This window comes from Xanthomonas sp. NCPPB 1826, from assembly GCF_056725285.1.
Window position 1 is genome coordinate 1,114,701 of the sequence record NZ_CM161521.1, and the last position, 15,452, is coordinate 1,130,152.

At 66.4% G+C, this 15,452-nt stretch carries 15 protein-coding genes; 2 read left to right on the plus strand and 13 right to left on the minus strand.

Features of this window, described 5'->3' with window-relative positions; translation table 11 throughout:
* Position 1 precedes the first annotated feature (1 nt).
* A complete protein-coding gene (locus AC1PLA_RS04740) occupies positions 2 to 1,003 on the plus strand; it encodes a LysR substrate-binding domain-containing protein (protein ID WP_016900751.1) in 1,002 nt (333 codons plus the stop codon).
* Positions 1,004 to 1,198: 195 nt separating this feature from the next.
* On the opposite strand, the gene AC1PLA_RS04745 is transcribed toward AC1PLA_RS04740, so the two are convergent.
* From AC1PLA_RS04745 to AC1PLA_RS04775, 7 genes are all read right to left on the minus strand, one after another.
* Positions 1,199 to 2,677 carry an AMP-binding protein gene (locus tag AC1PLA_RS04745; protein ID WP_481105694.1) on the minus strand — a complete coding sequence of 493 codons (1,479 nt, stop codon included), beginning with the start codon at positions 2,675 to 2,677 and terminating at the stop codon, positions 1,199 to 1,201.
* A 204-nt stretch (positions 2,678 to 2,881) separates the two neighbouring features.
* Positions 2,882 to 4,351: an aldehyde dehydrogenase gene (locus tag AC1PLA_RS04750; RefSeq protein WP_481105695.1), complete on the minus strand. Its 1,470-nt coding sequence runs from the start codon at positions 4,349 to 4,351 to the stop codon at positions 2,882 to 2,884.
* Positions 4,352 to 4,434: 83 nt separating this feature from the next.
* Positions 4,435 to 5,262, minus strand: coding sequence for a p-hydroxycinnamoyl CoA hydratase/lyase (locus AC1PLA_RS04755; protein ID WP_016900748.1), 828 nt, complete (start codon positions 5,260 to 5,262; stop codon positions 4,435 to 4,437).
* A gap of 34 nt (positions 5,263 to 5,296) precedes the next feature.
* A complete protein-coding gene (locus AC1PLA_RS04760; RefSeq protein WP_024938266.1) occupies positions 5,297 to 5,770 on the minus strand; it encodes a MarR family winged helix-turn-helix transcriptional regulator in 474 nt (157 codons plus the stop codon).
* Between the two features lie 145 nt (positions 5,771 to 5,915).
* A complete protein-coding gene (locus tag AC1PLA_RS04765; protein ID WP_024938265.1) occupies positions 5,916 to 6,311 on the minus strand; it encodes an EF-hand domain-containing protein in 396 nt (131 codons plus the stop codon).
* Positions 6,312 to 6,514: 203 nt separating this feature from the next.
* A complete protein-coding gene (locus AC1PLA_RS04770; RefSeq protein WP_016900745.1) occupies positions 6,515 to 7,237 on the minus strand; it encodes a hypothetical protein in 723 nt (240 codons plus the stop codon).
* 81 nt (positions 7,238 to 7,318) lie between these two features.
* Entirely contained in the window at positions 7,319 to 8,221 is a 903-nt protein-coding gene (locus AC1PLA_RS04775; RefSeq protein ID WP_481105696.1) for an SMP-30/gluconolactonase/LRE family protein, read from the minus strand.
* A gap of 260 nt (positions 8,222 to 8,481) precedes the next feature.
* On the opposite strand from AC1PLA_RS04775, the gene AC1PLA_RS04780 reads away from it, so the two are divergent.
* Positions 8,482 to 9,591, plus strand: coding sequence for a Gfo/Idh/MocA family protein (locus AC1PLA_RS04780; RefSeq protein ID WP_481105697.1), 1,110 nt, complete (start codon positions 8,482 to 8,484; stop codon positions 9,589 to 9,591).
* Between the two features lie 311 nt (positions 9,592 to 9,902).
* Here the strand turns inward: AC1PLA_RS04780 and rlmM are convergent, their stop codons facing one another.
* From rlmM to AC1PLA_RS04810, 6 genes are all read right to left on the minus strand, one after another.
* Complete coding sequence (rlmM, locus tag AC1PLA_RS04785; protein ID WP_481105698.1) at positions 9,903 to 10,946, minus strand: 23S rRNA (cytidine(2498)-2'-O)-methyltransferase RlmM; 1,044 nt, start codon at positions 10,944 to 10,946, stop codon at positions 9,903 to 9,905.
* 36 nt (positions 10,947 to 10,982) lie between these two features.
* Complete coding sequence (locus tag AC1PLA_RS04790; protein ID WP_024938261.1) at positions 10,983 to 11,543, minus strand: nucleoside deaminase; 561 nt, start codon at positions 11,541 to 11,543, stop codon at positions 10,983 to 10,985.
* Complete coding sequence (locus AC1PLA_RS04795; protein WP_104574008.1) at positions 11,543 to 11,959, minus strand: hypothetical protein; 417 nt, start codon at positions 11,957 to 11,959, stop codon at positions 11,543 to 11,545. The genes AC1PLA_RS04790 and AC1PLA_RS04795 overlap by 1 nt, the downstream gene beginning before the upstream one ends.
* 177 nt (positions 11,960 to 12,136) lie before the next feature.
* On the minus strand, positions 12,137 to 12,409 hold the full coding sequence (locus AC1PLA_RS04800; RefSeq protein WP_481105699.1) for a hypothetical protein: 273 nt from the start codon (positions 12,407 to 12,409) through the stop codon (positions 12,137 to 12,139).
* A gap of 40 nt (positions 12,410 to 12,449) precedes the next feature.
* The gene (locus tag AC1PLA_RS04805) at positions 12,450 to 13,379 is read right to left on the minus strand and encodes a DMT family transporter (protein ID WP_154831507.1); all 930 of its coding nucleotides are present in this window, start codon (positions 13,377 to 13,379) and stop codon (positions 12,450 to 12,452) included.
* Positions 13,380 to 13,596: 217 nt separating this feature from the next.
* Positions 13,597 to 15,336 (minus strand): glutamine--tRNA ligase/YqeY domain fusion protein, encoded by a 1,740-nt coding sequence (locus AC1PLA_RS04810; RefSeq protein ID WP_481105700.1) that lies wholly within the window; start codon positions 15,334 to 15,336, stop codon positions 13,597 to 13,599.
* Between the last annotated feature and the right edge of the window lie 116 nt (positions 15,337 to 15,452).

The following is a 15,452-nucleotide window of genomic DNA, read 5'->3' on the forward strand; positions in this document are numbered from 1 at the left end:
CATGACCATGTCCTCCGTGTTCTTCGAACACCGCATCAAGGTCCGGCATCTACGTGTCATCGAGGCGCTGGACCGGCAGAAAAGCCTGCTCCGTGCCTCACGCGTCTTGAACGTCACCCAGCCCGCATTGACGCGTGCCCTGCAGGAGATCGAAGAGATCGTCGGCGCGCCGCTGTTCGAGCGTCATTCGCGCGGCGTGCGCCCCAACGCGATGGGCGAGGTGCTGGTACAGACCGCGCATGTCGTGCTCGGCCAGTTGCGCCGCGCGCAGGACACCTTCGAGGGGCTGCTGCAGGACGACGCGCTCACCATCACCGTGGGCGCGTTGCCGGTCGCCGCCAGCGGCCTGTTGCCGGCCGTGCTGGCCGCCTTGTATCGCGCCGAGCCCACGCTGCGGGTACGCCTGCTGCACGGACGCACCGACGAACTGCTGCCCAAGCTGGCCGGTAACGAGATCGACCTGGTGGTGGGCCGGCTGTATCCGCTGGCCCGCTACGACGCGTTGATCCGCAAGGTGCTGTACCAGGACCCGATCGCACTGGTGGCGCGCAGCGATCACCCCCTGTTTGCCAACGGCCAGGTGCGCATTGCCGAAGCCGCTGCGTATCGCCAGGTGCTGCCGACGCTGAGCCAGCATGTCGAGCGCGACGTGGCGCAGGTGATGCGCGAGCACGGGCTGGCCACGCGCGATCAGCTGCGTTCCAGTTCGGCCAGCTTTACCCGCGAGATCCTGCTCGGCACCGACAGCATCGCGGTGATGCCGAGCATGATGGTGGCCGGGGATATCGCACGCGGCGAGCTGCGTGCCTTCCAGCTGCAGCAGCCGTCGCAGGCGCGCGCAGGCGGGGTGATCTATCGCGATGGCAGTGCCATCCACAAGCCCGGCGTGCGCCTGTTGATGCGCGAACTGGAACACCAGTTGGCGGTCATGGCCGAGCAGGGGGCGGTGTGGGTGGACGACCAGATCAGCGAGGACAACCTGTTGCTGGGCGAGTCCGCGTGATCAATTGAGCGCGGCATGCGCGGCGCAAGCCGCTGCCGTGTCAGGATGGCGCTGAAGTGCGGCATGCACACAACGGGCAGCTCAGGCTGCCCGTTGTGCTGTCTGGCATCGGTCGCTGCCGTGTCGCTGCTGTGGCGGGGCAGCAACGTGCGGGTCGCTGCCGGCTGCTCGCGGCGTAAGCCACATCCGGGCGCATCACGCTTCGGTGGCCAGCGCATCTTTCAGGCGCGCCTTCTGCAGCTTGCCGGTCGCGGTGCGCGGCAGCGCCTCGACCACGCGCAGGTGCTTGGGCACCTTGTACTTGGCTAGCCGTTCGATCAGATAGGCGCGGATCTGCTCCAGATCCGGCGTCTCGTCGGCCGGCACGATCGCCAGGTAGCCCACCTCTCCCCACTGCGGGTCGGCGATCCCCACCACTGCGCATTCGCGTACCTGCGGGTGATCGGCAAGCACCGCTTCGATCTCGGCCGGATACACGTTCTCGCCGCCGGAAATGAACATGTCCTTCTTGCGATCGACGATCCAGAAGAACCCGTCGGCATCGCGCCGCACGATGTCGCCGGTGCGGAACCAGCCGTGTTCGTCGAGCGCGGCGGCGCTTGCCTGAGGATCGCGCCAGTAGCCGGGGCTGAGGTTGGGGCCACGCAACAACAGCTCGCCGGGCACGCCGACCGGGCAGTCGTTGCCATCGCCATCGACCACGCGCGTCTGCACCGCAGGGGTCGAAATGCCGACTGCGCCCAGCTTGTCGCGGATCACCGCGCAGTCCACCGACATGCCGAACACCGTGCCGGCTTCGCTCATGCCAAAGCCGCTGACCATCGGCACACCGTCGTCCAGCCAGCCGAGCAGATCATCGCTGGCATGCGGCGCGCCGCCGCTGACCAGCGCGGTGAGATGCCGCAGCGACGCCGCATCGAAACCGGGCTGGCTGCGGAAGGCCTGCATCATCTGCGGCACGCCGACGTAATGGGTGATGCCCAGCGACTGGTCGCTCAGCCAGCCCAGCGTGCGCCTGGGCTCGAAGCCGTTGGAGACCTGGATCGAGCCGCCCACCGCCAGCACCGGGCGCACGTTGGTGGCCAGGCCGATGATGTGGAACATTGGCGCTTCGCACAGGAAACTGCTGCCGGCATCCACGCGCGTGGTGACGCCGAAGTTGTGCGCCACCTGCTGCAGGTTCTGCTCGCTCAGCATCACGCCTTTGGGCTGGCCGGAGGTGCCCGAGGTAAACAGGATCAGGCTGATGCGTTCGGGTGGAATCGACCCGGTGTCCGCCGGCTCGAGCGTGTTCGCCGCGTCGACGAAGTCGGCCAGCGAGGCGACATCGGTGCGCCCTGCCGCAACGTCGTCGCCCAACAGCAGGCGTGGCTCGGCGCGCTGCAGCAATGCATCCAGTTCGGCCGTGCTCAGCCGCCAGTTCAGCGGCACGTAAATCGCGCCGACGCGTCCGCAGGCGAAATGCAGCGCCACCTGCCAGACCGAATTGCGCGCCAGCACGGCGAGCCGTTCGCCATCGATGCAGCTGCGCGCCTGCAGCAAGGCGGCCAGACGGCCGATCAAGATATCCAGTTCTGCGTACGTCCATTGCCGGTCCTGCAGCAGGTCGCGGGCGGCAAGCCGGTGTGGGGTGAGGCGGGCGTGGAAGGAGATCGAGTCGGTCGGCATGGTCATGGCGCTGTCTTCCGAATGCAGATTGGGGGAGTGACTGGCGTGAGTGCGACGGCTGCGGCTGAAGGTTGACGCGTGTGCGAAAACACCTGGCGAACGTTCACCAGAAAGTGCGGACACACCGCAGGAACCGATGGGCAAGGCAGTGCCTGTCGCATCGCGTTGCGACCGCGCTCTGGTGGTTGCGCGGTCGGTGGGCTGAAGGGCCTAATTGAGGTAGATGGTTTTGGTTTCTAGGAAGGCGTGCAGCCCTTCGATGCCGCCTTCGCGGCCGATCCCGGAATGTTTGACCCCACCGAACGGCATGTCGAAGTCCACCCACATGCCATTGATCGAATGACTGCCGCTGCGCACGCGGCGGGCGATGCGGTAGGCCCGATCGGGATCCTCGCTGTAGACCGTGCCGTGCAAGCCGAAGTCGCTGGCATTGACCTTGGCGATCAGGTCGGCCTCGTCGTGGTAATCGATGAAGCTCACCACCGGGCCGAAGATCTCTTCGCGGGCGATGGTCATGTCCGGCGTCACCCCGGCAAACACCGTCGGCTCGATGAAGAAGCCGCGCGGTAGATGCTTTGGCCGGCCGCCGCCCATTACCAGGCGTGCGCCCTCGGCGCGGCCTTGTGCGATGTAGGACTGCACGCGCTCGAGCTGGCGGCCAAGCGCCAACGGGCCCATGCCGGTCTCCGCTGCGAACGGGTCGCCCAACTTGAGCGCGCCCACAGCCGCGCAGTACGCCTGCAGGATCTGGTCGCGTCGCTGCGCCGGCACCAGCACGCGGGTGAGTGCGAAGCACACCTGGCCGGTGATCGGCATCGAGTAGGGCACCAGGCTGGGCAGCAGCTTGGCGATGTCTGCATCGTCCAGCACGATCGCGGCCGACTTGCCGCCCAGCTCCAGCCCGACCCGCGCCAGGCGCTCGGCGCAGGCCACGCCGATCAGCCGCCCGGCCTGGGTGGAACCGGTGAAACTCACCTTGTCCACCTGCGGATGGCGGATCAGCTGTTCGCCGACCTCGCGACCGCCCGGCAGCAGATTGAACACGCCATCGGGCACGCCGGCGGCGCTGATGCACTCGGCCAAGATGTAGGCATCGATCGGCGTTTCCGGCGAGGGTTTGGCCACCACCGTGCAACCGGCCGCCAGGGCCGCAGCGACCTTGTAGCAGAGCAGTACCAGCGGTGCGTTCCAGGGGGTGATCGTGGCGACCACGCCCACCGGCTCCTGCACGATATGCACGCGGCCGCCGTTCGCACGTGCACGCGGCTCCACGAACGGATGGGTCGCGATCAGATCGCCGTAATAGTCGAACAGGCCGGGTGCCTGCTGCGAGGCGCGGCGACTGAAGCCGATGGTGGCGCCGACCTGTCCGGTCCAGGCTTCGGCCAGCTCCGGCAGGCGCGCACGCAGCTGTGCGGCCACGCGCTTGAGCACGACGCCACGCTCTTGCGGCGATAGCTGCGGCCAGGGGCCGCTGTCGAACGCGGCACGCGCGGCGGCGATGGCCGCCTCGGTGTCTGCCGGCGAGGGCTCGGTGTAGCGCAGCAGGCGTTGTTCGGTGTGTGGGGCAATCACATCGACGTCGCGATCGCCGCTGCTTGCGCGCCATTGGCCATCGATGAACAGGCCCAACGGCCCACGCGCGGCGATCCCGCGCAGGGTTGCGGACAAGGCTTCCATACTCCCTCCTCGGTGCAGAAAACCACTGGCAGCGCCAGCGATGCGCGTGCTGCACGCATCGCTTCAGGCGCCGTAGGACGTGCTCAGGCGCTGTTTTTGGTCAGGTCGTATTCGCCCAGGCCGGGCTTGTAGCTCTTCTCGTCGATGAACTGACGGATGCCTTCCTTGCGGGCGTTGTTGTCGAAGGAATTGGCCGCTTCCTGCATGCGCACCAGGTAATCTTCGGCTTCGTCGTAGGTCATGGTGCCGACCCGGCGCACGGCGTCCTTTGCATACTTCAGCGCGACCGGATTCTTCTTGAGCAGTAATTGGGCCACTTCGCGGGTGCGTGCTTCCAGCCGTTCCAGCGGCACGCTTTCGTTGACCAGACGCCATTCGGCGGCCTTCTTGCCGTCGACCATTTCGCCGGTCAGCGTCATCCACATCGCATCGCGCATGGACAGCAGTTCCACCGCGACCTTGGTGACGCCGCCGCCGGGCAGGATGCCCCAGTTGATTTCCGACAGGCCGAACTGCGCCTCGTCGGCGGCGATCGCCAGGTCACAGGCGAACAACGGCCCGAAACCGCCACCGAAGCACCAGCCGTTGACCATCGCGATGGTGGGTTTCTGGTACCAGCGCAGGCGGCGGAACCAGCCGTAGGATTCGCGCTGCGAGCGACGCACGCCGCGCAGGCCCTGGGCCTCGGTCTCGCGGAAATACTCCTTTAGGTCCATGCCGGCCGACCAGGCGGTGCCTTCGCCACCGAGCACCAGCACGCCGACGTTGTCGTCGAATTCCAGCTCGTCCAGCACGTCCATCATGCGGCGGTTGAGCGCCGGGCTCATCGCATTGCGTTTGTCGGGGCGTGCGAACTTCACCCAGGCAATGCGGTTTTCGATGCGGACCGATACCACGTCATGCTCGTTCAAGCGGCGTCTCCTTCGAGTCGGTACAGAGTGGAAGTCACAGTTCTTCGGCGAGCGCGGCGTCCGGCACGTTTGCCCGTTCCAACGTGGCGCTGGCGTTCAACTTGCAGAGCAGGCGCAGCAAGGTCTGCTGCTCGCTGGCCTGCAGGCCGGTGCAGGTGCGCGCGACCGCCCGCGCCAGGCAGCCCTGCGCGGTGCCGAGCGTGCGCTCGCCAAGCGGGGTGAGGTACAGGCCCTTGCTGCGTCGGTCGCGGCCGGCCAGGCGCTCGATCAGGCCCTGCTCGGCCAGTGCGTTGGCGATCTTCATGCCGGCAGCGCGATTGACCAGCAGGCGGTTGCCCAGTTCGGTCTGGTCGCAGCCGGGCTGGTCGCGGATGTGGATCAAGGCGGTGACGCGCGCCGGGGTCAGATGCAGTTCGGCCAGTTCCTGGCGCGCGGCATGGCTGGAGGCCAGGGTCGCCAGTTGCAATTGATAGCCAAGGTCTGCGGCAAGGGCCAGGCGAGCGCTCATCGATCCATCCAAATTGTATCCGTTAAATACAATCTAGCCGACCGAAGCGGGCACTGCAAGAGGTTGTGGCGGTCATAACCGAAGGGCCGTGCGCGCCTGCGTAGCGCGGACGCGCGCGGCCCTGTTCGTGGTGCTGCCGAATGACTTACTGAATCAGCCAGCCGGCCAGCTGTTCGCGGCTCAGGTGGCCGCTGTGCTGGGTGTCGAGCGCGTCGAATTCATCGGCCAGTGCCGGGTTGGCCTGTGCCTCGGCGCGGCTGATGCTGCCGTCGCCGTCGGTATCCATGGCCTGGAAGTCGATGCGGTAGCTGCCGACCACGCTGTTGGGCTGGATCGAGCGCACGATCACGCTGGACTCGCCGCGCGGGCGCTCCAGCTGGGCCTGATGGGTGACCTCGCCGCTGGACAGCGGCTGGGTGCGAATCACGTTGGGCACCTCGATCAGCGGCATGCTGCTGGCCGGCGTCGGCGCCTGTTGCGCGAGCGCGTGGCCGCCAAGCAGCAGCAATACGGAAAACGAAACGGTACGAACGGTGGTCATCAGATCCCCCTGATGTGGAACAGCCCGCAAGCATAGAGGCTGTCGGGCGTCCTGAGGTGGGCAACGTGCGCTCGATGTCTGACGACAGTGCCTGCATGCACTAGCTGACGGTGCGGCGTGCGCGATGCGGCATCGGCAACCGGGATGGGATCCGGAGCCAATGGCCGTGCCGCAACCTCGTACGCTGCACCCGGGGCAGCGGCTCAGCCGGGGATGAATGGAAACACGATCTTCAACAGGCCCTTCAGACCTCCCTCGGCAGTGCTGGCCACGGCCTTGGCGCCCAGGCTGTTGAGCGCGCGCCGTACGTCTTCCCAACGCACCTGCGCGATGTCCTTCTTCAACAGGTCCGCCACTTCTTCGGCGGTGGGTGTTAGCTTTTGCAGTTCGCGCACGGTGGCCTGCGGATCCGGCTGCAGATAGCCCCAGCGCTCGGCGACTTTCAGCAGCGTGTCGAAGCGCACCGCGACCACTTCGCGATTGCGCTCGTACACCGGCAAGGCTCCCACATCCAGGATGGCCTGTTCGAATTGCTGCGCATCGTCCGGGTGTTCAATGCGCACCGCTAGAAAGCCTTCCTTGCGGCTACGCTCGCTGACGTGCTTGGCGCCGGAGCGCAGGTTGTCTTCGGTGAGCACGTTGGCGACGATGCGCTGCATTGCTGCGTCGCCTTCTTCGGGCACCAGCGAGCGCCACCGCGCATAGCCGTCGCGACGCAACGCCTTGACCTTGGCCGAGGTCACCCGCAGCTGCAGCGCGACCATCGCGTTGGAGCTGTTGCGCGAGATGGCGCCGTCGCGTTCGAGCAGCACGAAGATCAGCAATTCCAGATCGCGCTTGGTCAGCGATTGGAATCCCTGCAGCAGGGTCAGGCGCAGGAATTCGTTGCCGAAGGCAGCCGCGTCCTTGAGTTCGATCGGTTGCATGGGGAGTCCTCCACGGGTGACCTGCAGGATGCCAGGACGCTGTTGCGCGACCTGAGAACCGTTGCGACGCGCGCAGCAGTTTCAGCGTCCGGTTTCGCGGCCCGGACGATCGGACCTGAACGTTTCAACTGCGCCACGATCCTGCAAGGTGACGAACACCTGTTTGCCATCGGTGCCGCCGAACGCGACGTTGCTGGCCTTGCGGCCTTTCAACGCGACCGTGCGCAGCAACTTGCCCTGCGGCGAGACCACCGCGATCTGCCCGGCATCGTAGCGGGCAATATAGAGGTTGCCGTCGGCATCGCAACGCATGCCATCCATGCCGAAGTCCGGGAAGCTGATCAGCAGGCGCTTGTTGCGCAGGCCGCCGTCGACGCGGTCGTATACCCATACCTTGCGCGACATGCTTTCGTTGACGTAGAGATGCTTGCCGTCGGGGCTGACGTCCAACCCGTTGGGCGTGGTCATGCCCGATTCCATCAACGCGACGACGCCCTCGCGGCTGATGTGCCACAGGCGGCCGCTGTTGTCCTTCCAGTTCGGGTCGCTTGCATAGAAGCTGCCATCGGGCGCAATCGCCAGATCGTTGGGGCCGTCGGCATCGGGCAGCGCGGCGAAGGTGCTGACCGCGCGCGTCTGCAGGTTCACCTGCAGGATCTTGTGGCCGGTGAAATCGGCCACGTACATCGTCTCGTCGCGGAAGCGGATGCCATTGCCGGTGCTGCCCTCGGGCAAGGTCACGAACACCTCTGCCTTGGCGCTGCCATCGGCGTGCAGGGCAATACGTGCGATGGTGCCGTCCTTGTCCAGATTCACCGCATAGAGCGCGCCATCCGGTCCGGCTGCAGGACCTTCGGCATTGTGGGTGAAGGCGCCATCGCCGATCAGGTCGCGCGCAACGAACGGCGCATCGGCAGCGGTCGCCAGCGAGCTGGACAACAGCAACGCCAATGGCAGGAAACGGCGGCGGGCAACAGCGGTCATGCGGCATGCTCCAGATGGGATCGTTGCCAGTGTGCCAGAACGTGCGCAGCGGCCATGGCGGTGATCACGCACGATCAAGTAAGGTGCCCGGGCAGCATTGGCCGACGAGCGACCAACAGCAGCACTGCGTCCGCCTGCGGGCAGTGCGATTGGGCGCGGTGCGGCATGTACCCACTGACACTCCGGTGCGAGTGTGTTGTCGTCACTGACGAACGCACGCGATGGTGTCAGCCGCTCTCAATCTTGCCAAGGAGGTTTGCATGTCCGTGGAATCGATCACACGTCGCCGTTTGCTCGCCGCGTTCGGCGGTGCTGGCATCCTGCTTGCTGCGCCCGGCTGGGCATTGCCGAAGAAAAAGCCGGGCAAACCGCTCAACGTGGCATTGGCCGGCCTGGGCAGTTATGCCAGCGAACAGCTCGCGCCGGGCCTGGCATTGACCAAGCATTGCAAGCTGGCCGGCATCGTCACCGGCACGCCCGCGAAGATTCCGCAGTGGCAGGCCAAGTACGGTATCGCCGACCGCAACGTCTACAACTACGAGAACTTCGACCGGATCGCCGACAACGACGACATTGACGTGGTGTACATCGTCACGCCGACGCATCTGCATGCGCCGCTGACGCTGCGCGCGGCGGCGGCCGGCAAGCACGTCTGGTGCGAAAAGCCGATGGCGATGCATGCCGGCGAATGCGAGGCGATGATCGCGGCGTGCAATCGCAACAAGGTGGCGCTGACCATCGGTTACCGCATGCAGCACGAACCCAACACGCGTCGCCTGATCGCGATGGCCAGCGAGAAGCCGTTCGGCGCGATGCAGCGTGTGCGCGCCGAGGCCGGGTACAACGGCTATCACGATGCGACCAAGGCCGATCGTCCGTGGCGCTTGCGCTCCCAGTTCGGCGGCGGGGCGATGTACGACATGGGCGTGTATCCGCTCAATGCCGCGCGCTACACGGTGGGCAGCGAGCCGTTGGCCGTGACCGCCAAGCGCTGGACCGATCGCCCCGAACTGTTCGACGAAGTCGACGAGCATATGGACTTCACCCTGGAATTCCCGAACGCGGTGCGTGCCGAGTGCAAGACCAGCTTCGGCAACAACATGAATGTGCTGCGCGCCGAATGCGAGCGCGGCTGGTACGAGTTGTCGCCGTTCCAGAGCTACCAGGGCGTGACCGGCAAGGCCAGTGACGGGCGCGTGTTCGACGCCAAGGTGCCGCACCAGCAGGCCTTGCAGATGGACGAGGACGCGCTGGCGATCATCAACGGCACTCCGCTGCGTGCGCCGGGCGAAGAAGGCCTGCGCGACATCCGCATCGTCGATGCGATCTACCGCTCGGCCCGTGAGGGCAGCAAGCGAATCGTGCTCTGATCGCGCCTAAGCTCCGTCAATCGACGGAGCTTCCCGCCGAAGCGAAACAAGCAGGCTGGCGCGCACCAGCCTGCCACGATGGAGTCCCCAAGGGCCGTGCAGTCCAGCACCGAAAGCGGCTACCGATCAATCACGCCGTACTGCCAGCACTGCCGACTGCGCTGATGTGGAACGCCACACCAAAGTAATGCGATACCCGCCAGCACCCACAGCAACAACGCCACCAATCCCCCGCTTTTACGAATCCCGAATCCCAAATCCCGAATCCCAGCTCTTACGATTCCCCAATCCCGATTCCCGATTCCCCGCTCTCAACCCCGCATCGCCAACACCGTGATCTCCTCACGATCGTGATACAGCTGCTTGGCACGCACGATCAGCGATTTCTCGGCCTGCTGCTCGAACAGGTCCAGGCACAGGCGGGTCTCGTCCCAGCGCTTTTTCATCGGCAGCTTGAGGTTGAAGATGGTGTTGCGGCACCAGCCTTCGCGGATCCAGGTGGCCATGCGTTCGGCCACGCGGCGCGGTTGCTCGACCATGTCGCAGACCATCCAGTCCAGCGCCTGCGCAGGCTTCCAATGAAAGCCGTCGGCACGCAGATGCTCGACCAGGCCGGTCTCCAGCACATGCTCGCGTAGCGGGCCGTTGTCGACGCTGGTGACATGCACGTGCTGGCGGGTGAGCACCCAGGTCCAGCCGCCGGGAGCTGCGCCCAGGTCGGCGGCGCGCATGCCGGGCTTGACCAGCGTCTCGCGTTCGTCCGGCGCGAGCAGGGTGAGCAGGGCTTCGTCGAGCTTGAGCGCCGAGCGCGATGGCGCCTCCGGCAACAGCTTCAAACGTGGAATGCCCAGAGGCCAGGGCGCGCTGTCGGCACTGTCGGCAACTGCCAGCAAGGCGTGGTCGCCATCGAGAAAACAGATGTGCAGCCGTGCCAGGCGCGGCTGCGGCTTGTCGGTGAGCAGGCCGGCCTTGCGCAAGGCCGGACGCAAGGCGTTGCCGAAGCTGCGTGCCAGCCCTGCCAGCGGCTTGCCCGCGTCCGAATCCGGGTGTTCCACCCACAGATCGCCGAAACGCGGCTGGCCTTCCAGTGCGGCCAGGATCGGCGTGATGCGGTCCTTGGGGTCGATGCCCTTGAGTTCGGCAATCACCACCAGCTTCTGCCGCGCGAAGATCAACTCACGCCAGTGCAGCTTGGCAGCCAGTTGTGCGGCCTCATCGCAGACGAACAGCACATAGCCGTCGTTGCGCTGGGTACGCGCATAGCCGGCGATGCCGACGAATGCGGCGCGCGCGCTCAACTCGGCGGCCAGCTCCGGCTCGAAGCCCTGGCGGCAGTAACACAGCAGGCCGCTCATCGCAGTGCCTGGCGTGCGCGATCGCTGCGGGGCAGATCAATAATGGTCACCGCCGCCCTCGCCATAGTTGCGCAGTACCGCGCAGGCCTGGTCGCGATGCACGTCGCGCACCACCTCGATGCCGCGGCGGGTGAGCTCGCCCACCCAGTCGGCAGGCAGCGGGCCTTCGTCGAATTCGGTCAGCGCCATCACGTCTTCGGCGCGTGCGCCGATCAGCAGGCGGTCGATGCCGGCCCATACCGTGGCGCCGTAGCACTGGCAGCATGGCTGCGCGGAGGTGGCCAGCGTCACTGGCGACAGCACATCGTTCAGGCGCGGCGTCTGCAGGCGCTGCTGCGCGAGCATGTAGGCCATGTTTTCGGCATGCGCCAGCGAGGTGGTCTGCGGCACCACGCGGTTCACCGCCGCGGCGATGATGCGGTGGTCCGGGCCGAACACGACCGCACCGAACGGGCCGCCGCTGCGCTCTTGCACATTCATCCGCGACAGTTCGATTGCCAGCGCCACCTTGTCCTCGTCGCTGGGATAGGCGCGGCTGTCGTCGACATGCGCGTGGATCCAGTCGGGCAGCGTGAGGTGGACTTGCGCGTAAAGCATCAGTGGACCATTTCTGTAGAGGGGGGAGCGGGGCGCAGTGTATCGGCCTGGGCGTCCTTTGCGGCACATTGCCCGGCCACGCACTGGCAGGCGCTGATCTCGCGGAAGCCGCACACGCTCATCATTCCGCTGGCCTGGCACTGCGCCAGTACGCCCTTGGGGTCGGTGGCACTGTTGACGTTGACGCAGGCCGGGAATGCGCCGCAGCAGTTGCCGACGTTCTTCACCGTGCAATCGGCGTCGGTGCGGCAGGTGGTGGTCACGGTGACCGGTTTGCCGGTGGCCGGGCCGCTTGCCGAGCCGGTCGCCGGAGGCGGCGCGGCGGTATCGGCCGGTGGTGCGGCCACGCAGCCGATCGACACCAGGCAGGCCAGCAGCAACAGCGTGCTCAGACACCGGGACAAAAGACGGGACATGCGGCCGCTCCGATCAGGACAGGTGAGCGGCCATGGTAAGCCCCCGGATGCGCGGAATGCGGCGCGCGCTGGATCAGCTACGGAAAACCCGGGGATCGGAGCTCTGCGCGCGTTACGGCTGATGACGCTGGCCGGGGCGCGGCGTGCGACCGCAACACGCCTGCAGCCTCTATGCAGTCAACGCTGTCTGCGCAGAGCCCGGTGGCAGCGCGTGGCAAGGTCCAGTTGCTGCATGCTTTCGTCGCGGTGGTCGCTGGGCAGATCGTCATCTGGCCGGCTCGGAAGAAGTGTGCAGAACACCTCGGCCGGGGTCACCGCGTTCGAGACGGGTGGCTGCGGCGAGCAGGCCGCCAGGCCGAACGACAGCGAAAACACCGCGCTGCGCAGCGTGTTTGCAGGCGGGCGTGGACATGGTTGTGGCAGGCACATGGCGGCGTTGCTGGCGGACACAGCCTGCAATCTAGGCCGCTGCGTGCATCAGGTGCCGGCGTCATTTCGCTTCTGCATGCAGTGCTGCGCACCACAGCACGCCGACCAGCAGGCAGGCGATGGCTGCCAGCTCCAGTGGCGTGGGCAGGCGCATTTCCCAGGCAAAGCCGTATAGCAACGCAAAGATCGTCTCGAACACGATCATCTGGCCAACCAAAGTCAGCGGCAGCACCCGGCTGGCCCGGTTCCACAGGGCGTTGCCGATCACCGAGGCCAGGATGCCCAGCAACAGCGAGATGCCCCAGAAACTGGCCCAGTCGATCGGCGCATGTGGCGCGCTGCCGATCAGTGCGGCCGGCGCCAACAACAGCGCCAATGCGCCGGTGACCACACCGGTCAGCAGCGACCAATCGCCACCGGACAGGTCCGGGCGCCGCCGTAGCCAGCGCGCATTGCCGATGGAATAGGCCGACCACGACACCAGTGCACCGACTGCGCAGAGCAGGCCGGCGATGCGGGTGGCGCGATCGCTGGCGTGGTGAGCGGCATCGTGCTGCAAGGTATCCAGGGCGACCAGCGCCACGCCGATGACGCACAACACGCACGGCGCGGCCAGGCGTCGCAGTTGCACCGCGCCTGCGGCCCGCGTGCCGATCACGGTGACCACCACCGGCAGCAGGCCGATGATCAATGCGGTCGCCGCGCTGCCGGCCCACTGCACCGCGCTGCCGAGCAGCACGTAATAGATCAGGTTGCCCAACAGGCTCAGACGCACCAGCGCCCACCATTCGGCGCGCCCCAGTCGCGCAGCGGTCTGGCGCGCGCGCGGTGCCAGCACCAGGGCTGCGACCGCGCCATACGACAGGTAACGGGCAACGGCCAGTTGCAACGGCGTGAACGCCGCCAGCAACTGCGGCGCCAGAAATACCAGTCCCCATAACGCACCTGCGCCGATGCCGCAGGCAACACCCACCATCAAGCGCTCACGCATCGTGCTGCTCCTTCATGCCATGCAGCATGCAACGAAGTGCGGCACGCAGTCTCCATTGCGCTTGCTCATCAACTCAGAAGATACCGCTCTGAGGCGTCGTCCCCGCTGGCTGGATCACGCGCGGTGACCACCAGCGGTGCGCCGATCGCCGCAGGCCTGGCTGCGGCTGCCTGCCGCCATTCCCGCGCCGGATGGCTGGCATCCGGCGCGGTCTGACTCACTTGGCCCAGGTGTCGCGCAGGGTCACGCTGCGGTTGAACACCGGTGTGGCAGCGCTATGGTCGCGGCGATCGGCAACGAAGTAGCCGGTACGCTCGAACTGGAACGACTGCTCGGGCGCTGCCTGTGCCGCGCTCGGCTCCACATAGCCGCGCACGCTGCGCTTGGACTCGGGGTTGAGATAGTCGCGGTAGGTCTTGCCCTCGGACTCGTCATCGGGCTTTTCCACCGAGAACAGGCGGTCGTAGAGGCGGATTTCGGCTTCCACCGCATGCGCGGCGCTGACCCAATGGATGGTGCCCTTGACCTTGCGGTTGGCGCCTTCCATGCCCGGACGCGACTCCGGGTCCAGCCAGCCACGCAGCTCGACGATCTCGCCCGCGTTGTTCTTGATCACCTCGTCCACGCGCGCAATGCCGGCGCCGCGTAGACGGATCTCGCCGCCGGGCACCAGGCGCTTCCAGCCCTTGGGCGGGACTTCGGCAAAATCCTCGCGCTCGATCCACAGTTCGCGCGCAAACGGCACCTCGCGCGTACCGAAGGATTCGTCCTTGGGATGGTTGGAGAAGCTCAGCGTCTCGCTGTGGCCTTCCGGCAGATTGGTCAGCACCAGCTTGAGCGGGTCGACCACCGCCATGCGGCGCGCCGCGGCCGCATCCAGGTCCTCACGCAGGCAGCCTTCCAGCACCGAGAAATCGATCAGCGAGTTCTGCTTGCTGATCCCCACCCGGTCCACGAACAGGCGCATCGCCGCCGGCGTATAGCCGCGCCGGCGCAGGCCCTGCAGCGTGTACATGCGCGGGTCGTCCCAGCCGTCCACCAGCTGTTCTTCCACCAGCGCAGTGAGCTTGCGCTTGCTCATCACCGTGTAGTTGATGTTCAGACGCGAGAACTCGATCTGGCGCGGCTTGGCGGCCTCGCGCGGCAGGCCCTTGTCCAGCAGCGGCTGCAGCAGCTCCGGATGCGCGGCCAGGTCCACCTTGTCCACGCACCAGTCGTAGAGCGGGCGGTGGTCTTCGAATTCCAGCGTGCACAGCGAATGGGTGATGCCTTCCACCGCATCGCCCAGCGAATGCGCGAAGTCGTACATCGGGTAGATCGGCCACGCATTGCCGGTGTTCTGATGCTCGACATGCTTGATGCGGTACAGCGCCGGGTCGCGCAGGTTGATGTTGCCGCTGGCCATGTCGATCATGGCGCGCAGGGTGCGTGCGCCATCGGGGAATTCGCCGGCACGCATACGCCGGAACAGGTCCAGGTTTTCCTCGACGCTGCGCTCGCGGAACGGCGAATTGCGGCCGGGCTCGGTCAGCGTGCCGCGGTATTCGCGCACCTGCTCGGCGGACAGGTCGCAGACGAAGGCATGGCCGTCGCGGATCAGTTTTTCCGCGGCCAGGTAATACACCTCGAAATAATCCGATGCATGGCGCAGCTGCGCCCACTCGAACCCCAGCCAGCGCACGTCGTCCTGGATGGCGACCACGAACTCGGGGTCTTCCTTGGCCGGGTTGGTGTCGTCCAGGCGCAGATTGCACAGCCCGCCGAACTCGGAGGCCAGGCCGAAATCCAGGCAGATCGCCTTGGCGTGGCCGATATGCAGATAGCCGTTGGGCTCGGGCGGGAAGCGGGTGCGGATGACCGTGTGCTTGCCGCTGGCCAGATCCTCGCGGACGATCTGGCGGATGAAGTCTTTCTTCTCCGCCGGGGCGGTGGCGTCGGTGGCTAGGGTCTCGGACATGCGCGCATCAGCAATAGGTAAACCGCAAGTTTAGGCGGTGGCACCGGTTAGGGGTAGGCGGCGTGTCGGAGGCCGGCCATCGCGCGTGGCCTGTGCGCGGTGATCCTGCGCGTAAG